We start from the raw sequence: 20,438 nt of genomic DNA, 5'->3' as shown, positions 1-20,438 counted from the left end.
AGACGCGAATGAGACTGTCGATCCCGAGGCGCCCGACCGTCTATCGCGCGAGCGGGTTCGGGACCCGCGCGATGGCGTACTCGTGGCGCTTGCCCCCTAACCGCATCGCGGTCAGCGCCTTGTGTTCGGCGGGCTCGGCGAACAGCGCCTCGCGGTCGCGCTCGACCCGCCCGTCGGGGATCGCGGGGTCGGCCCGGAGCTCGTCGAAGGTCCGTTCGCACTGGGCGCGAACGATCCCCCAGCAGCGTTCCTCGTCGATCCCTGTCGAGCCGACGAGCGCGACGATCAGCTCCGAGAGGTGGTTCTGGAAGAGCGCGTAGTACAGTTTGCGGTAGCAGTCGCGCTCGTCGTCGGCACGCACGTCCGAATCGGGGTAGGTCTCGACCGCGAGATCGTGCTCGGCGAGCCGGTCGGCATGGACGCGCACCCCGCCGAAGTCCCGGACCAGCGCGGCGGCCGGCCGGCCGGAGTCGAAGGCGACGAGGCTGTTCTGGGCGTGTGATTCGAGGGCGATCCCCCACTTCGAGAGCAGCCGCAGCTGGTCGGGGATCACACAGGCGACGTACTCCTCGAGGAACCCCTCGACGCCCCGTCCGGTGGACTCGCGGTACTCCGCGACGACGTCGGCGACCACCGGTCGTCCGCTTGCCGGCGAGCGCGCGATCAGGCTGGAGCCCGACACCGGGAGGGCATCGCCGACCAGCGGGTGGCCGTGGGGGTTCGCTCGAAGGAGCCCCGAGAGGCTCCGCGCGTCGTCGTAGGCCTCGCCTGCGGGATGCGGACCCCCGGGGGCGTGATAGCACGTCGCCGCGTGTTCGTCGAGAAAGCCGAGCCCCCCTTCGAGATCCCCGGCGATCTCCCGGAGGACGGCCGTCACGCGGGGGCCGTTGTGGACCGCCTGGGGCGAGAGGGTGCGCGTCGCGTTGGTCGTCCGGACCTCGATCGCGAGCTTCAGATGGGGATGGGGTCCGGGGCCGGTCCGGTCGCTCGCGTGAGGGACCACTGTCCTGAGGTTCGAGAGCGGCGTCGCGGGGTGGGCGTAGTCGAGCGCGAGGACTCGGCCATCGGCGAGCGCCTCGCGGTACCGGTCGGGGAAGACACGGGCGAACTGCCAGGGGTGGACCGGGATCACGGCGTACTCCCCGGGCGAGCGACCGGCCGGGGTCGCGTCCTCGAGTGCCTCCCCGAGCCCGTCGAACAGCGAGAACAACCGTTCGGTGAGCTGCCTGCCCCCCGCCGTCTCGCGTTTGGTGTAGTCGACATCGACGGCAGCGAAGCGGACGTCGATCCGGTCGGTGAACTCGGGGGCGTACGCCAGGGCCGCGCCCGCGTCCATTCCGCGGCGGATCTTCGCGCCGTGGTGGAACGGGTGGCCCTCGCGTGCCACGCGTTCGAGCGAGGCGACGGGGTCGGCGCCCGCCACCCGCTCTGTGAGCCCCGCGACCGACGCGACGTCCGCGCAGTCGGCCTCCCATACGTCTCCGGCGAGTCGCGCGAAGGCGAGGTTGGCGACGCTTTCCTCCAACTCCTCCTCGATCAACCGGGCTTGATCGGCGTCCGCGAACGCGCCCTCGCGTTCGAGAAGCGGGACGAGCTCGGCCGGGTGGTCGACGGGGTCGGTCGTGTCGTCGTGCCACAGGAAGAGCGGGCCCGCGAACGCGAGGCGGCCGTAGCCGTGTTCGGCGGCGACCGACGCGAGGAGAACGGTCCCGCTCTCCGGGAGCGCGAGCGCGCGGACCGAGCGGGTTCCGTCCGGGAGGTCGATCCCCGTGAACGGGCAATCGCCGCCCACCTCTCCGAGCGGCGCGGGCGCGTCGGCCGGAACCGTCGGGTCGTCCGCCGGGAGGGTGATGGGGGTCGGGAGCCCGTCGGGAGCGTCCCGAAACAGCCCGCCGACGAACCGGCCGAGGATGCCCCGGCGAGCGTCCGGAAGGGCCGACAGGTACGCCTCCTCGGGCGGGGTCGCGAGGTCGTGGCGGCGCGCGTAGGCGGTCGCGGCGCCGAGGACCGCTCGCTCGGCGTCGGTGAGCACCGTCGGAGTCGGTGCTGGAGTCGACATGCAGCCGGGTACGGCGGGGGGCCATTAGAAGGGGTCGGAAGGGCGCGGCCCCGAGAACGATCGACAGGCTAACCGGCCTGGGGACGAAGCTAGCGGAAATGACGGAGTACGACGCCGTGATCGTCGGCGGGGGCGTCGCGGGGCTCTCGGCGGCGGTCTTCACCGCGCGGGCGGGCCTCGAAACCCTCGTCGTGAACTGCGAGCGCTCGATCCTCGCGCGCAACGCGCTGCTCGAGAACTACCCCGGCTTCCCCGTCGGGATCGACCCGCGGCGCTTCCTCGACATGCTTCGCGACCAGGCGCGCCACGCGGGCTGTACGTTCGACCAGGCACGGGTCGACGAGATCGCGACGACCGGCGCGGGCTTCGAGACCCACATGGAGGGCCGGAGCGTCGCGAGCCGGTACGTCATCGCCGCCTCGTGGGACGACGCCGGCTATCTCGCGGAGCTTCCCGTCGAGATCGAGGAGGGGTTCATCGAGGCGGGCCCGACGGGGGAGACGGCCGTCGAGGGGCTGTACGCGGCGGGCCGGCTCGCCGGCGGCTACCACCAGGCGATCGTCGCCGCGGGCCACGGCGCGCAGGTCGCGCTGACCCTGCTCCGCGAGGACGACCCCGAGTTCTACAACGACTGGACGACCCCGGAGGGCTACTTCACCAACCGGGGCTACGAGGTGCCCACGGGCTGCGAGGAGATCACCGCCGCGGAGCGAAAACGCCGCGAGGAGGAGGGTCGGGAGGTCCTGCGCGAGCACCTCGAACGGACCTACAGGGAGGGCCCCGACGCCCACCCTGAGAACGAGTGACGATGGGGTTCGAGTGAATCAGACCAACTCGATGCTCCCGGGGAGGGCCGCGAGCGCCGCGTCGGGCCAGCCCGCGGTCGCGAGCGCGACCTCGCAGTCTGGGTTCGCTTCGGCCAGCCGCGCGACGCCCCGCGCCGCGGCCGCGTACGCCTCGCCGTCGAGCCGATCGGGCAGCTCAGCGTTCGCGGGGTAGGTCTCCGAGAGCTCCGGAGGGACGGGTCCGAACGGCGGGCGGACCGTCCAGACCTCCTCGGTCTCGACGGCGCCGTCGGTAGGCCCGCCGGCGAGCAGCAGCGAGTCGGGGACCGAGAGCCGTTCGAGCCGGCGGTGGTGGCGACGCACCTCGGGCCGGGAGGCGCTCTCACCCGAGAGGTAGAAGAAGGTCGACTTCGAGGCGGGATCGGTATGTTCGAGTTGTTCCGAATGGGCGAGCAGCGCGCGATAGCCGTCGAGGATCGCCGGATGGCCGCGGGCACGCGACTCGACGAGCTCCAGCAAGTTCCCCTCGCGGATCGCGGCCTTGATCCGTCGGATCTCCGCGAACGTGACGTAGAGGTTGTGCTCCGTGAGCAGGCGTTCCGTCTCCCCGTTTTGGACCTCCGCGGGGGTGTACTCCGCACAGACCGGGCACGAACACGGGAAGTAGTCGAGCTCCTCCAGATGCTCGGTGCCCCGAACCGTGAGATAGCGCCCGTCTCGCGCGTAGATCGCGTAGGCCGCCGAGTCGAAGAGGTCACAGCCCGCCGCGACCGCCAGCGCGAACATCATGGGGTGGCCCGCGCCGAAGAGATGGACCGGGGCGGCGGGCCCGAGCCCCCGCTTCGCGGCCGCGACGACGTCGACCATCTCCCCGTACCGGTACTCGTTCATCAGCGGGACGACCGCGCCGATGGGGAAGACGTCCAGTCCGGTCCCGGTGGCGTGCTCGCCCGCCGCCTCCCGGAGGTCGGGGTAGGTCGAGCCCTGGACGGGCGCCGAGACGAGGGTCTCACCCGAATCGAACTCCGCGGCGGCCTCGAGGCGCTCCTGGGTGGTCCCGAGCTCGATCTCGGCGGCCTCCCGCTCCGTGTCCGGCGCAGTCGGGATGTCCACCGGAGTCGCGATGTCCGAGCCGATCTCGCGCTGGAACGCGAGGATCTCCTCGCTTGTGACGTCGATCTCGCCGTACTCGGAGAGTTGGAACGAGCCTGAGTCGGTCATGATCGCGCCGGGGAAGTCGAGCAGGTCGTGGAGTCCCCGTGAGAGGGCTTCGTCGTGCAGCTCGTCGCTGCCGTGGAGGATGTAGGAGTTGGTGATGAGGATCTCGGCGCCGAAGCGCTCGGCGAGTTCACGAGGAGGAATCGTCTGGATGTGCGGGTTCACGACGGGCATGATGGTCGGCGTCTCGACGGTGACGCCCGACCGCGGGACCGAGAGGCGGCCGATCCGCCCGGCCGCGTCCCAGTCGCGGGCCTCGAAGATCTCGCTCATTGGCCGGGGTTCGGGCGAGCGCGCGGTAAGGGTTGCGAGTCACTCCGAGGACGGTTTCCGGGCGACCAGCCGGACGTCCGTCGCATCCTCCGTGATCCCCATCGGCTCCTCGTAGCGGACGATCCGCAGGTCGAGACACGCTCTCAGGAGCTCGTTAGCCCGGAAGCGAAACCGGCTCGAGCGGTCGTCGGGCGGGTGGAGGCGGTGTTCGTACAGCAGGACGCCGCCGGGCGCGAGCGCCTCTTTGAGGTCGGGCAGGGCGTTCAGGCTGTAGTAGTGACTCACCACGACGGCGTCGTAGGCCTCGGCGGGGAAGTCGTGGTCCTCCACGTCGGCCCGCACGAACTCGATCTGCTCCGAGAGGCCCCGCTCGTCGGCACGCTCGCGGGCGATCCCCAGCCCCTCCTCGGCGACGTCGATCGCGTCGACCGAATAGTCGTGCTCGGCGAGGAAGAGCGCGTTCCGTCCCCCGCCGGTCGCGACGTCGAGCGCCCGACCGTCGGGGAGATCGTCGACCCACTCCCGAAGGAGGTCCGAGGGCTCGGTCGGCGGCTCGCGCTCCCGATACCGCTCGTTCCAGTGGGCGCGTTCGTCGGTCATCGCGAGAGCGCGTACTGGAGCACGCCGGTGACGGTCCGTCCGTCCCGAAGCTCGCCGTTTTTCACGTCCTCGACGAGTGCCTCCCAGTCGGCGGTCCCCACTCGAATGGACTCGTTGAAGTCGAGTTCCTGCTCGCCGGTCGGCTCGCAGTCGTGGGCGACGAAGTAGTGGTGGACGGCGTCGAGCAGGCCGTTCGCGAGCTCGATGGTCGCGAGGAACTCCATCTCGCCGGCCTCGTAGCCCGTCTCCTCGGCGAGTTCGCGGCGGGCTGCGGCCTCGCGGTCCTCGCCGGGTTCGATGCTCCCCGCGGGAAGCCCGCGGTTGACCCGTTTGACCGCCTGGCGCCACTCCTCGATGAGCACGACCTCGCCCTCGGGGGTGAAGGGAAGGATCACCGCCGCGGGGGGCTCGCTCGCGTAGTCGAAGTCGGTCTCGGTGCCGTCGGGCAGCCGGACGTCCTCGTGGATCACGTCGAAGCCGGGGCACGTGTAGGCGACGTCCTCGTCCAGCGTCTCCCATTCCAGCGGGTCGGTCATGGTTCGATTAGGACCGGTCGGCTCCAGAAGCTTCCGACACGCTCTCGAAATAGAGGTGGTAGTGGTCCGCACAGCCGGGGTTGAACGCGGCGCCACAGTCGGGGCAGGCGTGATCCGAATCGAGGTACTCGGAGATGGTGAGCTCGATCCCACAGACCCCACAGAGGACGGCGCGTTCGCTGCGGGCGTCGGCGGGCCAGCGCTCGGCGTCGTGGCCCGTGCGGGCGGCGTGACACTCGTAGCAGGCGAAGTAGTCGCCACAGCAGGGAAACCGGATCGCGATCACGTCCCGCGGCGAGCCGTAGTGTGCACAGCGAGTCTCGGGGTCGAGGTCGACGCCGCGGACGGAGGCCGGGCCGGCCATACGGTCCCGTCGACCGGGCCAGTCATCAGTGCTGGGGTGGCGTCAGTCGGCGGGAGCGGGGACGATCTGCTCGTCGACGTCGGCTGCGTCTTCCTTCATCTCGGAGCGACCCTCGTCCCCCCGGTGCCAGATCGAGGTGAGTTCGTCCGCGGACGGGGAGCTATGGTCGATGTCTTTCATGGTGTCTCTTGGCATGATAGTATCGCGTATCGTTCCGGAGAACATAACTCTTTCTCTAGATGTATGGGATCCCTACAGGTCACATAATACTGATATTATCAGGAGGAGTACGGGAAGACGGGTCGGCTCGGAGTCTACCAGTGCGAATCTTCGCGGATCCGTTTTACACTCACTTCGGACTCCTCGCTGTCGCTCGTCGTTGTGAAGTGAGGTAAGATGGGCCGGCGCGAATTCGAATCGCGGTTACGGCCACCCGAAGGCCGAAGGATACCAAGCTACCCCACCGGCCCGCGATCGGAAGAAAGCCGGTTGCGTTGTTAAGCGTTCCGGAACGACGCGTCAGTACTCCGCGTACCCCTCGGTATCGAGCCAGTTGTGCGCCACCGTGATCGCGTGGTTCGCGTGCAGGCGCTCGGGCCCGAGCCGTACCCGCTCGTCGGCGCGCTCGGAGAGCAGCTCCGCCTCGCCCTTGGCGAAGTCCCGGTGGTCCGAGAGCACGAACACGGGGTCCGCGGGCGGTTCGACCTCCACGGCGGGATCGCCGTCCTCGTGCAGTTGGACCACCGTCCCGTCCCCGGCGGCCGTCTCCAGGATCGGCTCGAATCCGCGCCGCGAGAGGTACACTCCTGGGGAGGTCTCGACCTCCATGTGGCCGATGGCCTCCTCGCGCTCCTCGAGGGCCTTGCGGATCAGCGCCGCCGTGGAGCGCTCGTCGGGGTTCAATCGTCTGAGCTCGCTCCCCTCGAACCGGACCGTGAACTCGTCGCCGAGCACCAGGTGGGTCCGGACGTCCTCGCGGATCGCGTGCGAGAGGAAGAAGGCCGAGGAGACGCACCGACAGAGCACGTCCAGACGGCCCGCGCCGCCCGCGAGGTCGTCGAGCGAGAAGTCCGAGGTGAGAGGAACGTCGTGGCCCGAGACGATGAACTGGCGCATAGCCGCACTCGCCGCCCGCGGGCCATATACCCCCCGCTCTCGCGACGCCGGCGGGCGAAAACGTCAGGCCCTTACCCTCACGTCGCCAGAATTCGGTATGTTCGGAGCCGAGCAACGGCGACACCTCCACTCGAACGGTGTCGCGATACCGACGAGCGCGGAGGCGACGCGATGAACGTCCTCGAGAGCGCGCGGGAAGTCGTCGCACAGGACCCCGTCTGTAACGCCTGTCTCGGGCGGGTCTTCGCCGACCGGAGCTTCGGGTTGACCAACGACGAGCGCGGCACCGCCCTGCGCATGACGCTGGCCCTCGAGGACGACGAGCCCTACGAGGCGCCCGAAGTCGAGGACTGCTGGGTCTGTGAGGGCTACAGCGGTGCGTTCGACGAGCTGGCCGAACAGGTCGTCGGGAAGACCGAGGGCGTCGGCTTCGCGACCTACCAGGTCGGCACGCGCGTCCCGCCGCTGATCGAGGAGAACGAACGGCTCCTCCGGGAGTCGGCGGAGCTGCCCGTCGACGCGGGGGAGGCGTTCAAGTCCGAGTGCAACCGCGAGGTCGGAAAGCGCGTGGGGCGGGAGACGGGCACCGAGGTCGACTTCGAGCGCCCGGACGTGCTCGCGCTCTGTGCCCTCGGCGACGAGGGCCCCGAGTCGATCTCGGCGCACACGGTCGACCTCCAGATCAACCCCGCGTTCGTCTACGGCCGGTATCGGAAGCTCGAACGCGACATCCCCCAGACGGAGTGGCCCTGCCGGGAATGTGGCGGGTCGGGCAAGCAGCTCGCCTCCGACGGGGGCGAGGAGCCCTGCGATCACTGCGGGGGCTCGGGCTACCTCTACGACGACAGCGTCGAGGAGTTCACTGCCCCCGCCGTGGTCGAGGCGATGGACGGCGATGAGGGCGTCTTCCACGGTGCAGGGCGGGAGGACGTCGACGCGCTCATGCTCGAGTCGGGCCGCCCGTTCGTCCTCGAGGTCAAGCGCCCCCGCGAGCGCGAGCCGGATCTGGAGGCGCTCGAACGCGAGATCAACGAGGGCGCCGGGGACTCGATCGAGGTCGAGGGACTCAGGCTCGCGACCCACGAGATGGTCGAGCGGGTGAAGGGCCTCGAGGCGAGCAAAACGTACAGAATGGACGTCGAGTTCGCCGAGCCGGTCGATCCCGAGGCCTTCGGGAAGGCTCTCGAAGAGCTCGACGGCGCGACGATCGAGCAGGACACCCCCCAGCGGGTCTCCCATCGGCGGGCCGATCTCACCCGGGTCCGGGAGGTCTACTCGATCGAGGGCGAGCTCCACGATCCCGAGCACGCCGAACTGACGGTCCACGGCGCGGGCGGGCTCTACGTCAAGGAGCTGGTCAGCGGCGACGAGGGCCGGACGGACCCCAGCTTCGCCGGGCTCGTGGGGATCGACTGCGAGGTGACCGCGCTGGACGTGATCGACGTCCGGGGCGAGGAGGAGCCGTTCGCCGACCCCGACTACCTCAGAACCGATCGGGGGTGAACGGCTCGAGCTCCGCGGGCGTTTCACCCAGAACCGACTCCGCGATCAGCCGCCCGCTGTAGGGGCCCAGCTGGAGGCCCGTCGCGCCGTGACCGGTAGCGAGGACGACGCCGTCAGCGACGCGTCCGAGGACGGGCAGACCGTCGGGCGAGGTGGGGCGGAGCCCGACGCGGACCTCCGCGAGCGTGGCGTCGGCGAGCCCGGGGGCGACACGCAGCGCCTCCTCCAACACCTCGTTGACCCCGCCGGCGGTCGCCCGGGGGTCGAACCCCGAGCCCGACTCGCGGGTCGCCCCGACGGCGAGACGCCCGCCGGGCCACGGGACGATGTAGTGGCCACGGAACCCCTTCACGACCGGCCAATCGCCCGTCTCGTGGTCGGTTTCGAGGTGGACGATCTGGCCCCGCTGTGGCTCGACGGGCACCCCGACTCCCAGCTGGTCGGCGAACTCGCCGGACCACGCGCCCCCGGCGACGATCACCGCGTCGGCCTCGTAGCGCTCGCCCGCGGCCGTCTCGACGGAGACCGGTCTTCCGGACTCGATCCGCTCGGCGCTCGCGGCCTCGACGGTCAGGCCGTGATCCCGGCCGGTTTCGCGCATCGCGCGCGCGAGCTGCCGGCCGTCGACGCGCGCGCCGTCGGAATAGGCGAGCGCGCGGTGGGTCTCGGCGAGCGGCGGGAACCGCCGTCCGGCCTCCACGGGGTCGAGCCGCTCGATCGAGTCGGGAGCGGGGGCCCCGAGGCTCCCCTGGCGGTCCTCGATCTCGGCCGTGGCCTCGTCGAAGGGGTCGATCTCATCGGCCGAGACGGCGACACTGAGGGTGCCCGACCGGGCATAGCCCGTCTCGCCGTCGAGTTCGGCGACGAGTTCGGGGTAGTAGTCGACCGCGCGGGTCGCGAACTCGACCCAGCGCCCGTCGGTGCGGCTGCTCGTCGCCGGCGAGAGAATCCCCGCGCCGGCGTCGGTCGCCCGCCCCGGGTCCCCGCGATCGAGCAACAGCGTCTCCGCGCCCTCGCGCGCGAGGTGGTAAGCGGCCGAGGCGCCGACGATCCCGCCGCCGATCACGATGGCGTCCATGCGACCGATCGACGCGCCACGTATTTACGCCCAGCGCGCGAGCGATCGGCCGTGTTCGGGATCGACGAAGCGGGAAAGGGCCCCGCCCTGGGACCGATGATCGCCGCCTGCGTGAGCGTCCCCGACGGCTCGGTCCTCCCCGAGGGGATCGACGACTCGAAACGGCTCGCGCCCGCGAAACGCGAGGCGCTCGCCGAGGCCCTCCACGGTGACGACCGGATCGCCGTCGGCCTCGCCGCCATCGAACCGGCGCGGATCGACGACCCGGGAACCGACATGAACTCCCTGACGGTGGCGGCCCACGCCGAGGCCGCCCGGCAGGTGGTCGAGGCGGGGATGGAGGGGGTCTGTGACGCCGGCGACGTCGACGCCGCGCGGTTCGTCCGCCGGGTGAGCGAGGGGCTTCCCGAGGGCGTCTCGCTGTCGGGCGAGCACGGCGCCGACGAAACCCATCGAGTCGTCGGCGCGGCCAGCGTCGTCGCGAAGGTCGAGCGCGACCGACGGATCCGGGAGCTCGAAGCGGAGTACGGCGAGGTGGGAAGCGGCTATCCGAGCGATCCCCGTACCAGAGAGTTCCTCGAGGAGTACGTGGGCGAGTACGGCGAGCTGCCCGCCTGTGCGCGGTCGTCGTGGAAGACCTGTACGGACGCGCTCGCGGCCGCGGAACAGGGGACGCTCGCGGAGTTCTGAACCCCCGGCTCAGAGTCGGTCGTACTCCTCGGCGAAGGTGACCAGCGACGCCGCGAGCACGCCGAGCACGATCGGGCCGACGAACAGGCCGACGAAGCCCAGCGCGTAGACGCCGCCGAAGACGCCGACGAGGATCACGCCTGGGTTCAACTGGGCCTCGCGGTCGATGAGGATCGGCCGGACGTAGTTGTCGATCATGCTCACGACGAGCACGCCGTAGACGAGCAGGATCGTCCCCATCGTCGCCTCGCCGATCAGGAACAGGTAGCCCGCTGCGGGCGCCCAGATCATGAACGCGCCGATCAGCGGGAGCAGGGCGAGCACGAGCATCACGAACGTCCAGAAGACGTAGTTGGGGATGCCGACGAACCAGAGTCCGGCCCCGCCGACGATCGCCTGCAGCACCGCGACGAAGACGTGGCCGACGACGACCCCCCAGGTGGTCGCGTCGATCTGCGAGAAGAGGTTCTCGGTGACGTCCGCGGGAAGCGGCGTCGACTCCTTCATCCAGGCGACGAACCGGGGGCCGTCCTTGAGCAGGTAGTAGACCAGAAAGAGCACGAGCGCGACCCCGAGTGACCCTTTCAACGCGGTCGTGATGACGCTGGGAATCGATCCGAACAGCACGTCGATCAGGTCGCCGGTAAGCGCCGCGAGCTCGGCGTCGAGGTCGATCGCCATCCCGGTCGCCTCTTCGAACTCGTCCTCGATCTCGGCGGTGTCGAGGCCCGTCTGGCCGCGCGCGAGGTCGGTGACGTCCCGGAGGAAGACGACCCCGAGGTAGAACAGCGGGGCGATCACGACCACGAGCGCGGCGGGGATCAGCGCCAGGGCGGCGAGGCGCTCGCCGAGGTGAGGGGTGAGCCGACGGTGGAAGGGCAGCAGGATGTACGCGAGCACGAGCGCTCCAAGGACATAGGCGAGAAAGGGCCGGATGACGACGAAGGAGACGACCGTCGAGAGGGCAATGACCACCAGGAGAAAGCCGCGTTGGCGGTTCATCGCTCGATCGTCAGGAGGATCCTGAGGATGTCGCCGTAGGCGGGTCGGGTGACCAGCACCCCGATCAATACGCCGACGATGGTAAAGAGCGCGAAGCCGGTGAGGTCGCCGAGGCTCATGAACGCCAGCGGCGACATGGCGATGATCGTCGTCGCCGCCGCGGCACCGATCACCCAGAACGCCTTCCTGAACCGGGACTCGAACACCCTGTTCGTGGAGACGTCGCCCTCCTGGAGGATCTCGTCGGCGATGATGATCAGGTCGTCGACCCCCGTCCCGACCACGGCGATGAAGCCCGCGATCGCCGCCAGGTCCAGCGGATAGCCGACCATCGCGGCGAAGCCGAGCAGCAGGAAGACCTCGGCGCTCGCGGTGAGGATCATCGGGCCGGCGACCCGGGGGCGGCCGTAGCGGGCCGCGACCACGCCCGAGACGGCGAGCATCGAGATCAGGCCCGTCACCAACGAGTAGAGCTTGAAGTCCTCCGCGAGGCTGGGTTCGAGGTAGTACTGCGTGCCCGCCTCGACGTCCAGCGGCGCGGGCGTCTCGCCGGCCAGCAGGTTGACCCGGAGGTTGCGCACGTCCTCGATCGACTGGCCGGTCATGACGAACGAGCGGTCGTTGAGGTAGGCGCCCGACTCCATGCCCGCCGCGAGGTCCTCGCCGAGGCTCGCCGCGTAGACCACCTCGCCGTCGACGGTGGTCACCAGACAGTAGCCCGGATCGTCGGGCTCCTGTTCGGGGGCGCCGTCCTCGTCGCTCGGCCACTGACAGGTGCCGTAGCCCTCCTGGGTGAAGCCCGTCTCCTGCATCGTCTCGGTGAACGACTGTGCGCCCTCCTCGCTCAGCGCGATGCGCACATGCGGTCCGTGGGGCGGCTCGTCCTCGGGCTGGCCGACCGACTGGATGTCCTCGGGCTGGATCGCGGTGGCCGACTCGTAGCCGTCGTCGGTCGGATGGTGGGCGTTGACCTCGACGAACCCGCGGTCCTCGATCAGGTCGATCACCGTCTCTCGGTCCTGGCCGGGCACCTCGACGACGACGAAGTGCTCGCCGGTCGAGGAGGTCGACTTCTGGACGTCGCCCGTCGCGAACGGCGACTCCTGAAGCTTGTCCTCCAAGACCTCGACGGCGTCGTCGACGGTCTGCTCGGTCACGCCCTGGCTGATCCCGCCCTCGTCGGGCTCATGGCCGACGGCCCGCAGCGCCGCGAGGAACTCCTCCTCGCTCACGGTGTCGGTCGTGAGCTCGATGATCCCGTCGTCGTCGACGTCGGGCTCGCCCGGATAGGCGTTGACGTCGCGGGCGTTGATGTCGAGCTCCTCGGCGACCTGGGTCTCGATCTCGGCCTCCTGGCCGGCCTCGACGGCGAGGCCGTCGGCGGTCAGGCCGGCAAGCGGGGCGCGCACGCGCGTCCCGCCCGAGAGTTCGAGGCCGAACTGGAGGTTCGTCGCGCCCGTGTCGACGGCCGCCGCGTCGCCCTCGACGTCGTCGTCGGCGAACCCCGGAGCGAACAGGATCCCCGCGCTGATCACCACCAGCACCACCATCAGGGTGATCCGCCAGTGTTTGCGGGCCTTTCCGATCATCGCGCGACGCCCTCGTACTTGTACCAGCGAAGCAGGCTCACGTTGAGGAGATAGGTGTTCATCAGGTCCGCGAGCAGCCCGAAGACGAGCACGAGCCCGACCGCGGGCAACAGCGGGATCGCGAACAGCGTCGCGACGGCGGTCATCACGAGCATCGCGATGATCGCCGTGGTCGTCATCGTCACCCCCGTGCGCATCGCCCGGGCGGTGCTCTCGTAGAAGTCGCCGTGGCGGCGCAACACGTGGTTGTTCAACAGGAGATCCGAGTCGACGCTGTAGCCGATCAGCATCAGGAGGGCAGCGACGGTGCCAAGCGAGAGCTGGATGTCGAAGAGGTTCATCAGCGCGACGGGGATCGCGATGTCCGAAAAGGCCGAGAGCACGACCGCGACCGAGGGGACGAACGTCCGGAACATGAGCGCGACCAGGACGCTCATCCCGACGAAGGCGATCGCGACGCCGACCACCGCCTGGAGCTGGGTCTCGGCGCCGAAGGCGGCCGAGGTGCTGGAGATGGAGGTGACCGAGAAGCCGGCGTCGGTCGCCTGCTGTTCTATCGCGGCGGTGTCGGTCGACTGGAAGGTGACGATGTACTCGTTCTCCTGGGCGGCGATGGGCTGGATCGACTCGGGCTCGGTCTCGAAGGTCGCCTCGATCTCGGCCTCGGAGGCGTCGGTCTGGAGCTGGAGTTCGGTTCCGCCCGTGAAGTCGATCCCGGGGTTGACCGGCGTCCCCGTCGTGGCCCACATGCCAGCGATGACGAGAAGCGAGAGCGCGAGAACCGCGAGGGGAACCGCCGCGAGCTGGCGGTCCGAGTACCGGGAGTAGGAGATCTCCGGTACCATCGAATCGAGCATACGCCCGCTGGGGTATGGCTCAAAATAAACTTTCTTATCCTTCCGGTATGGGTTTTTGGCCCCTCGGCCCGTAGCGGGGGTATGACATCGCATGCAACGCGCGTCGTCGTCTCCTACCCGGCGGACCTGAGCGACTGGGGACGGTTCCAGGTCGAGAAACCCTCCTTCCGGGCGTACCTGACGAAGACCCTCGGCGAGGTCCGGGAGGGCGACGAACGCGAGGAGTTCGTCGGCGTCGGCTGCTGTGGGGACTCCCTCGACGTCCCGCTGCGGATCGAGGCGGTCGAGGGCGGTCCCGAGGTGACCCGCGACACCGAGGTCGAGTACAGCGTTCGAGAAGCATGCGGGATCGAAGGGGGCTGGCGCGTCCAGAGCGCGGGCGGCCCAACGGCGTAAGCGGGGCTACTCGTCGATCCGGACCCGGGCCTCGCGGTCGTCCGTCCCGTCCCGGTCGACGGCGGCGACGATCCGACGTCGCTTGTGCTCCTGAACGAGGAGCCCGATCAGCTCGTCGTAGCTCCGGTTCTCTCCCTTCAGCTCCCGGAGCTGTCGTCGCCGCTCCTCTGTCACCGGAATCCGCTCCGCCGCCTCGACCCTGCTCTCGTTCCCCCTCATGTCGTGGTCGTACGTTCTCGCCCCGGGAAAAATAGTTACCGATAGTTCGTGACGTTTAGGGCAGGTATCGGACGCTGACGATCCCCTCCTCCGCGCGGATCTCGACGCGGTTCACCCCGTAGCGGGCCGCCCGCGCGAGGGTCTCCTCGTCGTCGAGCACGTCCGCGACCGCCTCGTCGGTCCGTTCGGGCGGGACGGTGAGCACGTGGATCTCGCCGATCCCCGCCCGCTCTTCCCGCGTGACCTCGCCGACGCCCTGGGCGACGGCGATCTCGCGCTCCTGGCTGGTGGGCGGCTCCTCGCTCTCCTCGACGGGGATCGCCCGGCGCTCGTCGATCCCCTCGAGCGACCAGGTCGCCTCGACGGGCGGCTCGGGCGCGATCGTCCCCTCGACGGCCTCGCCGGATTCCAGCTCGGGGTGCCCCGAGAGCGTGTGGACCTGGCCGGTATCGACGTCACGGAGGACGGCCGATCCCTCGTCGGCGTGCGTCACCAGGAACGTCCCGCGTTTCTCGTCCATATCTGAGGGTGGCGGCCGAGCCCTTTTCCGATTTCGCCTACCGGAAACGGCGATGGAGGACGACGATCAGCACGACCGCGAGCAGCGGCGGGACGATCCCCAGCGCCGAAGGAAGGGCGTACAGCGCGTCGACGAGGACGGCCGAGAGGCCGGTCGTCGGTTCCTGAAGGTCCGGCGGAACCGAGATCACGAGCCCGGCGTAGAGCGCGCCGACGAAGAGGTAGCCCCCGACGGCGAGGGCGGTGTCGTACGTGGTGCCAGTCCCGAGCTCCTTGCGGTGGCGCCGGGCGACGAGCAACACGGGCGCGAGGATCGGCGCGATCACGAGCAGCCCGACGAGGACGAAGAACGAGCGCACGAGGGTGATCGACTCGGAGGCCCCCAGGGTGGTGGCGATGACGCCGATCAGCGCGAAGGTAAAGAGCAGCGCCAGGAGCACCGAGACGAGGGCGCTGACCAGCACGTACAGCTTATAGACGCGCGAATCGCTCGCCCCGTAGGAGTAGCGAAATGACCCGAGCAGCCCCTTGTAGCTCTCCTCTCCGTCGGCCATTGCCCGAGGTTGGGCGGGACGCCGAATAAGCGACCCGATCACGTCGGCGGAGGGCACAACCCTTTTGCGCCGCGCCCGCGCGCACCCGATATGGAAGTCGACATCGGCAACGCGCTCGGCTCGGTCGCCACGCCCGGCGTTTCGCGCGGCTCGCTCGAACGGCTCGACGAGCGGGTCGCCGACGCCCACGAGCGGATCGAGGCGGGCATCGGCGACCGGGAACACGGTTACGCCGCCCTCGCGCTGCCCGAGACCGCGGATCCCGACGCGATCCGCGCGGCGGTCGACCCGATCGACTGCGACACCCTTCTCGTGGTCGGGATCGGCGGCAGCGCGCTCGGCGCGGCGACGATCGCCGACGCGCTGGATCTCGATATCGACGTCCACACGCTCGACAACGTCGACCCCGACCACACCCGAACGTTGCTCGACTCGCTCGACCTCTCGCGGACCGCGCTGCACGTCGTCTCGCGGTCGGGCACGACGGCAGAAACGCTCGCGAACTTCCTGGTCGCCCGCGAAGCGATGGAGTCGGCGGGGGTCGATTGGACCGAGCGCACCCTCGTCACCACGGGCGAGGAGGGCAACCTCCGGGGGCTCGCAGAACGCCACGACTTGCCCGCCCTCGACGTTCCCGCGGGGGTTCCGGGCCGGTTCTCGGCGCTCTCGACGGTCGCGCTGCCGGTCGCGGCGCTGGGCGGCGGCGACGTCGAGGGGCTGCTCGCAGGTGCCGGGGCGGAGGCCGAAGGGCTGACGGGCTCGCTGTTCGAGTCTCCGGCCTACGCCTACGGCGCGACGACCTACGCGCTGGCCCAGCGGGGCTGGCGGGTCAACGCCATGATGCCCTACGCCGAGTCCCTCGAGACGTTCGCCGAGTGGTTCGCCCAGCTGTGGGCCGAGAGCCTCGGCAAGGAGGGAGTCGGCCAGCTCCCGGCCCGCGCGCTCGGCGCGACCGACCAGCACTCCCAGCTCCAGCTCTACCGGGCGGGCCCACGGGACGCGATGGTGTCGCTCGTGCGCCCGCGCGAGCGAGGGGACGTATCGATCCCGGAGACCGACCTGGAGGGGTTGTCGTATCTCGGCGGCTCGTCGCTCGGCGAGCTATTGGACGCAGAGTTCGAGGCGACGGAGGCGAGCCTCGCGGCGGCGGGCCGCCCGAACGTCCGGGTCGAGATCGACCGGGTCGACGCCCACGAGCTCGGCGGGCTGCTCTACGGGATGGAGGCGGCCTGCGTCCTCGCGGGCGAGCTCTACTTGGTCCCCACCTTCACGCAGCCGGCCGTCGAGTGGGGCAAACGGGCGGCCCGCGGCCTGCTCGGCGGCGGGGAGTTCGAGGAGGCCGCCGCCGTCGAGGAGAAAGAGCGGCTGGTCGTCGACTGATCGGCGGTCGACGGGTATGTCCCTATCGAGGAACTACCGCATCGTTGACATAGATTTATATTCCCTGGGAACATAGAAAGAAACATGCCCCAGCGGTACAGCCTCGTGTGTGACGACCAGCTCGCATCGCAGGTCGACGCCCTCGCACGGGAGTACGAACTCACCGAATCGGAAGTCCTCCACCAGCTCGTCGCCATCGGACTCGAACAGCGCGAGATCGCGGCCCGTTAGGTCGGGTTCTTGCGCGCGAGCCGGCTTCCGCAGACCTCACAGCGGTCGTGCTGTTCGTCGAACTCCCGGCCACAGCCCTGACACTGGAACGTCCAGCGGCGCTGTTCGGAGATCCCCTCTCGGGCGATCACCTCGACGTCGACGTTCAGCTTCTCGGCGACGTTCTGCATCGCGTAGTCGTCGGTGACGAGGGTGCCGTCGAGCTCGAAGGTCGTCGCGACGAGGCGGATGTCCGTCCCCGAGAGCTCCTCGAGGTCGCCCAGCTCCGCGGCCGCCCGGCGGACGGTGTCGATCGTCTCGTCGGTGGGGATATGGATATGCATCCCCGAACCCTCTATCGCGTCGTAGCGGTAGGCGCTCTCGTCTTCGAGCTCCTCGCGAACGAGCGGGATGCTCGCGGTCTGCTCCGTGGTGTGGTACTCGTGGATGAACGCCGAGGAATCGAGAACGTGCATTTAACGCTGGACGACGATGTAGTCTTTGACGGCCTGCACGCGGTTGACGGGCATTCGGAGCCGCTCCTCCTCGTCGAGTTCGAGGCCGAGGTCCGCCGGAGTGATCTCGTCGTTCGGGGTGATTACCAGGTCGTGAAGCTCGCCGCTCTTGATGTCCATCGTGATGTTGTACAGCATCCCGAGCTCGGCGCCGTCGGCGCCCATGACCGCCTTCCCGGAGAGGTTCTCCGCCAGTATTTCGGACATACCCCACAGAAGAGAGCCGATACTTATAAACGCCACGGGGCCCGTTTCCGGCGCTCGAGCGGGCTACGATGGACTTAACTACCGCGCCCCGTTCGGGTAGGACACGAACTTCTCGGGTGGTAGGATGTCGGACACAGATACAACACGGACCTCGTCGTCGGGGCTCAGAACGCCGATCGTCGCCGTCCTCGGACACGTCGATCACGGAAAGACTAGCTTGCTCGATAAGATCCGCGGCTCGGCGGTGATCGAGGGCGAAGCCGGCGCGATCACCCAGCACATCGGGGCGACCGCGGTGCCTCTCGACACCGTCTCGCGGGTCGCGGGGAGCCTCGTCGACCCCGACGACTTCGATCTCCCGGGCTTGCTCTTCATCGACACGCCGGGCCACCACTCGTTTACCACGCTTCGATCCAGGGGCGGCGCGCTCGCGGACATCGCGATCCTCGTCGTCGACGTCACCGACGGCTTCCAGCCCCAAACCATCGAAGCGATCAACATCCTGCAGGACTCCTCGACGCCGTTCGTGGTCGCCGCGAACAAGATCGACACGGTCGCGGGCTGGAACCCCCGCGAGGACAGTCCCGTCCAGCAGACCTACGACGCCCAGAGCGACCGGGCGCGATCGCGGCTCGACGAACGGCTCTACGAGCTCATCGGCGAGCTCTCGGATCACGGCTTCTCGGCCGATCTCTACTGGCGGGTCCAGGACTTCCAGAAGAACGTCGGGGTCGTCCCCGTCAGCGCGATGACCGGCGAAGGGGTGCCCGACCTCCTGACCGTGCTCATGGGCCTCTCCCAGCGCTACATGAAGGACGCCATGGAGATCGACGTCGCGGGACCCGGTGCGGGAACGGTCCTCGAGGTGAAGGACGAGAAGGGGTTCGGCGCGACCGTCGACGTCGTGCTGTACGACGGCACCGTCAGGGAGGACGAAACGATCGTCGTCGGGGGGACCCAGGAGCCGATCGTCACGGACGTTCGCGCGCTGCTCCAGCCCCGACCCCTGGCGGAGATCCGCGCCGAGAGCCGGTTCGACCGGGTCGACGAGGTCGGGGCCGCGGCCGGGCTGAAGATCGCCGCCCCCGACCTCGAGGAGGCGATGGCCGGCGCGCCGGTCCGCGTGGTGCGCGACCGCGACATCGACGACGTCGTCGGCGAGGTCGAGGCCGAACTCGCGGAGGTCGAGGTGAGCACCGAGGAAGAGGGTGTCGTCGTCAAGGCCGACACCCTCGGCAGCCTCGAGGCGATGGCGAACGCGCTCAAGGAGGCGGAGATCCCGGTCATGCGCGCGGAGGTCGGCGATATCGCGCCGCGGGACATCTCGATCGCGAGCACCGCCGACGAGCCGATCCACCGGACGATACTGGGGTTCAACGTCGAGGTGCTCGGCGACGCGAACCGCAGCGCCGAGGAGAGCGAGGTGAAGGTCTTCCGCGACGACGTCATTTACCAGCTCGTCGAGGAGTACGACGAGTTCGTCGAGGATTCTCGCAGAGCGCAGCAGGAGACGATCCTCGAGAACATCACCCGACCGGGCCGGTTCCAGCTGCTGATGGACCACACGTTCCGCCAGAACGACCCCGCCGTGGTGGGCGTCGAAATCCTCGGGGGAACGGTGCGGAACAACGCTCAGGTCGCGAAGTTCGAGGGCAACGAGCCCAAACGGGTGGGCCAGGTCAAGGGGATCCAGGAACAGGGCGATGACGTCGACGAGGCACGCCAGGGCAAACGCGTCAGCGTCGCCATCGACGGCCCCACGGTCGGCAGGCAGATCGAGGAGGGCGACGAGCTCTGGGTCGAGATCCCCGAGAAACACGCGAAGATCCTCGAACAGGAGCTCACCGAGGACATCCCGGCCGACGAACGCGAGGTACTCCAGATGTACCTCGACAAGCAGCGCCGCCGCGATCCCTTCTGGGGCAAGTAGCTCACTCGACGCGGACGTCCGTAGCGACGAACTCCTCGCCGGTCCAGTACCACGCCGTCACCGACTCCTCCGGCAGCGAAACGATGACGTAGTAGGCGTCGGCCCACGTCGCCCGTGCGCGGTCCGTCGCGCTCGGCTCCGGGGGACCTGCGGGATGGGAGTGGTAGAAGCCGAGGAGCTCGCCGTCGGATTCGACGGCCTCGATCGCCGTCAACTGTTCTTCGGGGTCGAGCTCGTAGCGCGTTCTCGGGATATCGGCGACGTTCGGCACGCGATGGGTCGAGCGGACGACCCCATCGCTCCCGCCGAGGACGCCACAGATCTCCTCGGGCGCGCCCTCGCGCGCGTGGGCGAGAAGCGAGTCGTACGCGTCGCGCGAGAACGAGAGGGGCGGCGCCACGCCTACCGCGCGGTCGGCGAGACGTCGTCGTTGATGGCGTGTTTGACCTGGAGGGCGGCGCTCGCGGCGAGCCCGCGGGCGACCTCCTCGCGGTCGTTCTCGGTGATGTACTCCTCGCTCTCGAGGTCGGGCTGAAAGCCGGCACTGATCGGGTGGCCGATCGGCGGCTGGACGGCGACCATCGCCTCGGGGCCGCTCTGACCCTGGCTGACCTCGGCGCCGACGGCGTACTCGTCGGGCAGGTACTCCCGGACGCGGCGGGTGATCGCCGAGAGGTCCGCACGAAGCGTCCGGCGTTGATCCGCCGTGAGGTCGGGCACCTCCTCCGGCATGCGCTGTCCGGCGTTCGTCGTCCCCGGCGACCCAGCGTACGGCGTGTTTCCGTTCATGAACAGCAACCACCCGCGCTACGGGCCTTCACGGCAAAAGTCCGTCGCC

General features: G+C 69.4%; 25 protein-coding genes and 1 tRNA gene. 7 read left to right on the top strand and 19 right to left on the bottom strand.

Annotated features, from left to right (window positions below; genetic code table 11):
- Positions 1-40 precede the first annotated feature (40 nt).
- Positions 41-2,059, bottom strand: a complete 2,019-nt coding sequence (locus tag WOA58_RS00665; RefSeq protein ID WP_340602196.1) for an IucA/IucC family protein — start codon at positions 2,057-2,059, stop codon at positions 41-43.
- Positions 2,060-2,157: 98 nt separating this feature from the next.
- Between WOA58_RS00665 and WOA58_RS00660 the strand changes: the two genes are divergently transcribed.
- On the top strand, positions 2,158-2,865 hold the full coding sequence (locus tag WOA58_RS00660; protein ID WP_340602195.1) for an NAD(P)/FAD-dependent oxidoreductase: 708 nt from the start codon (positions 2,158-2,160) through the stop codon (positions 2,863-2,865).
- 18 nt (positions 2,866-2,883) lie between these two features.
- Here WOA58_RS00660 and tgtA read toward each other — a convergent pair whose 3' ends face one another.
- The 7 genes from tgtA to trmY all read right to left on the bottom strand — a co-directional run bounded on the left by tgtA (position 2,884) and on the right by trmY (position 6,951).
- Complete coding sequence (gene tgtA / locus WOA58_RS00655) at positions 2,884-4,335, bottom strand: tRNA guanosine(15) transglycosylase TgtA (RefSeq protein ID WP_340602194.1); 1,452 nt, start codon at positions 4,333-4,335, stop codon at positions 2,884-2,886.
- A 39-nt stretch (positions 4,336-4,374) separates the two neighbouring features.
- Positions 4,375-4,935, bottom strand: coding sequence for a class I SAM-dependent methyltransferase (locus WOA58_RS00650; protein WP_340602193.1), 561 nt, complete (start codon positions 4,933-4,935; stop codon positions 4,375-4,377).
- Complete coding sequence (locus WOA58_RS00645) at positions 4,932-5,471, bottom strand: NUDIX hydrolase (protein ID WP_340602192.1); 540 nt, start codon at positions 5,469-5,471, stop codon at positions 4,932-4,934. Before WOA58_RS00645 ends, WOA58_RS00650 begins: the two co-directional genes overlap by 4 nt.
- Before the next feature lie 7 nt (positions 5,472-5,478).
- The gene (locus WOA58_RS00640; RefSeq protein ID WP_340602191.1) at positions 5,479-5,835 is read right to left on the bottom strand and encodes a CHY zinc finger protein; all 357 of its coding nucleotides are present in this window, start codon (positions 5,833-5,835) and stop codon (positions 5,479-5,481) included.
- 42 nt (positions 5,836-5,877) lie between these two features.
- Positions 5,878-6,030, bottom strand: a complete 153-nt coding sequence (locus WOA58_RS00635; protein WP_340602190.1) for a hypothetical protein — start codon at positions 6,028-6,030, stop codon at positions 5,878-5,880.
- 202 nt (positions 6,031-6,232) lie between these two features.
- A tRNA-Pro gene (locus WOA58_RS00630) sits at positions 6,233-6,305 on the bottom strand.
- 49 nt (positions 6,306-6,354) lie between these two features.
- Positions 6,355-6,951, bottom strand: coding sequence for a tRNA (pseudouridine(54)-N(1))-methyltransferase TrmY (trmY, locus tag WOA58_RS00625; protein WP_340602189.1), 597 nt, complete (start codon positions 6,949-6,951; stop codon positions 6,355-6,357).
- Positions 6,952-7,122: 171 nt separating this feature from the next.
- On the opposite strand from trmY, the gene WOA58_RS00620 reads away from it, so the two are divergent.
- Positions 7,123-8,454, top strand: coding sequence for a tRNA pseudouridine(54/55) synthase Pus10 (locus WOA58_RS00620; protein WP_340602188.1), 1,332 nt, complete (start codon positions 7,123-7,125; stop codon positions 8,452-8,454).
- Here WOA58_RS00620 and WOA58_RS00615 read toward each other — a convergent pair.
- Positions 8,435-9,532 (bottom strand): NAD(P)/FAD-dependent oxidoreductase, encoded by a 1,098-nt coding sequence (locus WOA58_RS00615; protein ID WP_340602187.1) that lies wholly within the window; start codon positions 9,530-9,532, stop codon positions 8,435-8,437. The genes WOA58_RS00620 and WOA58_RS00615 overlap by 20 nt on opposite strands.
- 51 nt (positions 9,533-9,583) lie before the next feature.
- Here WOA58_RS00615 and rnhB point away from each other — a divergent pair, with 51 nt between their 5' ends.
- Positions 9,584-10,222 carry a ribonuclease HII gene (gene rnhB / locus WOA58_RS00610; protein ID WP_340602186.1) on the top strand — a complete coding sequence of 213 codons (639 nt, stop codon included), beginning with the start codon at positions 9,584-9,586 and terminating at the stop codon, positions 10,220-10,222.
- A 9-nt stretch (positions 10,223-10,231) separates the two neighbouring features.
- Here rnhB and WOA58_RS00605 read toward each other — a convergent pair whose 3' ends face one another.
- From WOA58_RS00605 to secF, 3 genes are read right to left on the bottom strand one after another with little or no spacing between them, the layout of a single operon-like run.
- A complete protein-coding gene (locus WOA58_RS00605; RefSeq protein ID WP_340602185.1) occupies positions 10,232-11,224 on the bottom strand; it encodes an AI-2E family transporter in 993 nt (330 codons plus the stop codon).
- Entirely contained in the window at positions 11,221-12,813 is a 1,593-nt protein-coding gene (locus WOA58_RS00600; protein ID WP_340602184.1) for a preprotein translocase subunit SecD, read from the bottom strand. Before WOA58_RS00600 ends, WOA58_RS00605 begins: the two co-directional genes overlap by 4 nt.
- On the bottom strand, positions 12,810-13,670 hold the full coding sequence (gene secF / locus WOA58_RS00595) for a protein translocase subunit SecF (protein ID WP_340602183.1): 861 nt from the start codon (positions 13,668-13,670) through the stop codon (positions 12,810-12,812). Before secF ends, WOA58_RS00600 begins: the two co-directional genes overlap by 4 nt.
- An 81-nt stretch (positions 13,671-13,751) precedes the next feature.
- On the opposite strand from secF, the gene WOA58_RS00590 reads away from it, so the two are divergent.
- Positions 13,752-14,066 (top strand): hypothetical protein, encoded by a 315-nt coding sequence (locus WOA58_RS00590; RefSeq protein ID WP_340602182.1) that lies wholly within the window; start codon positions 13,752-13,754, stop codon positions 14,064-14,066.
- 6 nt (positions 14,067-14,072) lie between these two features.
- Here the strand turns inward: WOA58_RS00590 and WOA58_RS00585 are convergent, their stop codons facing one another.
- The 3 genes from WOA58_RS00585 to WOA58_RS00575 are packed head-to-tail and all read right to left on the bottom strand — an operon-like array spanning position 14,073 to position 15,358.
- Positions 14,073-14,285: a hypothetical protein gene (locus WOA58_RS00585; protein WP_340602181.1), complete on the bottom strand. Its 213-nt coding sequence runs from the start codon at positions 14,283-14,285 to the stop codon at positions 14,073-14,075.
- A gap of 55 nt (positions 14,286-14,340) precedes the next feature.
- Positions 14,341-14,805, bottom strand: coding sequence for a DUF5812 family protein (locus WOA58_RS00580; RefSeq protein WP_340602180.1), 465 nt, complete (start codon positions 14,803-14,805; stop codon positions 14,341-14,343).
- A 37-nt stretch (positions 14,806-14,842) separates the two neighbouring features.
- Positions 14,843-15,358 carry a hypothetical protein gene (locus WOA58_RS00575; protein WP_340602179.1) on the bottom strand — a complete coding sequence of 172 codons (516 nt, stop codon included), beginning with the start codon at positions 15,356-15,358 and terminating at the stop codon, positions 14,843-14,845.
- Between the two features lie 90 nt (positions 15,359-15,448).
- On the opposite strand from WOA58_RS00575, the gene WOA58_RS00570 reads away from it, so the two are divergent.
- Positions 15,449-16,738 carry a glucose-6-phosphate isomerase gene (locus WOA58_RS00570; protein ID WP_340602178.1) on the top strand — a complete coding sequence of 430 codons (1,290 nt, stop codon included), beginning with the start codon at positions 15,449-15,451 and terminating at the stop codon, positions 16,736-16,738.
- An 84-nt stretch (positions 16,739-16,822) separates the two neighbouring features.
- Positions 16,823-16,969: a CopG family transcriptional regulator gene (locus WOA58_RS00565; RefSeq protein WP_340602177.1), complete on the top strand. Its 147-nt coding sequence runs from the start codon at positions 16,823-16,825 to the stop codon at positions 16,967-16,969.
- Here WOA58_RS00565 and WOA58_RS00560 read toward each other — a convergent pair.
- Complete coding sequence (locus WOA58_RS00560) at positions 16,966-17,424, bottom strand: NOB1 family endonuclease (protein WP_340602176.1); 459 nt, start codon at positions 17,422-17,424, stop codon at positions 16,966-16,968. The two genes, WOA58_RS00565 and WOA58_RS00560, sit on opposite strands and share 4 nt — an antisense overlap.
- A complete protein-coding gene (locus tag WOA58_RS00555) occupies positions 17,425-17,670 on the bottom strand; it encodes a PRC-barrel domain-containing protein (protein WP_340602175.1) in 246 nt (81 codons plus the stop codon).
- 124 nt (positions 17,671-17,794) lie between these two features.
- Here WOA58_RS00555 and infB point away from each other — a divergent pair, with 124 nt between their 5' ends.
- A complete protein-coding gene (gene infB / locus WOA58_RS00550) occupies positions 17,795-19,600 on the top strand; it encodes a translation initiation factor IF-2 (protein WP_340602174.1) in 1,806 nt (601 codons plus the stop codon).
- A 1-nt stretch (position 19,601) separates the two neighbouring features.
- Here infB and WOA58_RS00545 read toward each other — a convergent pair whose 3' ends face one another.
- Both WOA58_RS00545 and WOA58_RS00540 read right to left on the bottom strand, forming a co-directional pair.
- Positions 19,602-20,000, bottom strand: coding sequence for a desampylase (locus WOA58_RS00545; RefSeq protein WP_340602173.1), 399 nt, complete (start codon positions 19,998-20,000; stop codon positions 19,602-19,604).
- A gap of 2 nt (positions 20,001-20,002) precedes the next feature.
- Positions 20,003-20,389, bottom strand: coding sequence for a DUF5811 family protein (locus WOA58_RS00540; RefSeq protein WP_340602172.1), 387 nt, complete (start codon positions 20,387-20,389; stop codon positions 20,003-20,005).
- Positions 20,390-20,438: the final 49 nt, after the last annotated feature.

The sequence above is a fragment of the Halalkalicoccus tibetensis genome, assembly GCF_037996645.1.
In the GTDB taxonomy this organism is placed as follows: Archaea; Halobacteriota; Halobacteria; order Halobacteriales; family Halalkalicoccaceae; genus Halalkalicoccus; species Halalkalicoccus tibetensis.
This window is presented reverse-complemented; position numbering and strand designations above follow the sequence as displayed.

Coding starts and splice junctions, on each gene's coding strand:
- WOA58_RS00605 (WP_340602185.1), bottom strand. CDS start 11,224: ATGAACCGCCAACGCGGCTTTCTCCTGGTGGTCATTGCCCTCTCGACG.
- WOA58_RS00580 (WP_340602180.1), bottom strand. CDS start 14,805: ATGGACGAGAAACGCGGGACGTTCCTGGTGACGCACGCCGACGAGGGA.
- WOA58_RS00565 (WP_340602177.1), top strand. CDS start 16,823: ATGCCCCAGCGGTACAGCCTCGTGTGTGACGACCAGCTCGCATCGCAG.
- WOA58_RS00640 (WP_340602191.1), bottom strand. CDS start 5,835: ATGGCCGGCCCGGCCTCCGTCCGCGGCGTCGACCTCGACCCCGAGACT.
- WOA58_RS00650 (WP_340602193.1), bottom strand. CDS start 4,935: ATGACCGACGAACGCGCCCACTGGAACGAGCGGTATCGGGAGCGCGAG.
- WOA58_RS00540 (WP_340602172.1), bottom strand. CDS start 20,389: ATGAACGGAAACACGCCGTACGCTGGGTCGCCGGGGACGACGAACGCC.
- infB (WP_340602174.1), top strand. CDS start 17,795: ATGTCGGACACAGATACAACACGGACCTCGTCGTCGGGGCTCAGAACG.
- WOA58_RS00585 (WP_340602181.1), bottom strand. CDS start 14,285: ATGAGGGGGAACGAGAGCAGGGTCGAGGCGGCGGAGCGGATTCCGGTG.
- WOA58_RS00660 (WP_340602195.1), top strand. CDS start 2,158: ATGACGGAGTACGACGCCGTGATCGTCGGCGGGGGCGTCGCGGGGCTC.
- WOA58_RS00575 (WP_340602179.1), bottom strand. CDS start 15,358: ATGGCCGACGGAGAGGAGAGCTACAAGGGGCTGCTCGGGTCATTTCGC.
- WOA58_RS00560 (WP_340602176.1), bottom strand. CDS start 17,424: ATGCACGTTCTCGATTCCTCGGCGTTCATCCACGAGTACCACACCACG.
- tgtA (WP_340602194.1), bottom strand. CDS start 4,335: ATGAGCGAGATCTTCGAGGCCCGCGACTGGGACGCGGCCGGGCGGATC.
- WOA58_RS00645 (WP_340602192.1), bottom strand. CDS start 5,471: ATGACCGACCCGCTGGAATGGGAGACGCTGGACGAGGACGTCGCCTAC.
- WOA58_RS00590 (WP_340602182.1), top strand. CDS start 13,752: ATGACATCGCATGCAACGCGCGTCGTCGTCTCCTACCCGGCGGACCTG.
- WOA58_RS00635 (WP_340602190.1), bottom strand. CDS start 6,030: ATGCCAAGAGACACCATGAAAGACATCGACCATAGCTCCCCGTCCGCG.
- WOA58_RS00665 (WP_340602196.1), bottom strand. CDS start 2,059: ATGTCGACTCCAGCACCGACTCCGACGGTGCTCACCGACGCCGAGCGA.
- WOA58_RS00615 (WP_340602187.1), bottom strand. CDS start 9,532: ATGGACGCCATCGTGATCGGCGGCGGGATCGTCGGCGCCTCGGCCGCT.
- WOA58_RS00555 (WP_340602175.1), bottom strand. CDS start 17,670: ATGTCCGAAATACTGGCGGAGAACCTCTCCGGGAAGGCGGTCATGGGC.
- secF (WP_340602183.1), bottom strand. CDS start 13,670: ATGCTCGATTCGATGGTACCGGAGATCTCCTACTCCCGGTACTCGGAC.
- WOA58_RS00600 (WP_340602184.1), bottom strand. CDS start 12,813: ATGATCGGAAAGGCCCGCAAACACTGGCGGATCACCCTGATGGTGGTG.
- WOA58_RS00570 (WP_340602178.1), top strand. CDS start 15,449: ATGGAAGTCGACATCGGCAACGCGCTCGGCTCGGTCGCCACGCCCGGC.
- WOA58_RS00620 (WP_340602188.1), top strand. CDS start 7,123: ATGAACGTCCTCGAGAGCGCGCGGGAAGTCGTCGCACAGGACCCCGTC.
- trmY (WP_340602189.1), bottom strand. CDS start 6,951: ATGCGCCAGTTCATCGTCTCGGGCCACGACGTTCCTCTCACCTCGGAC.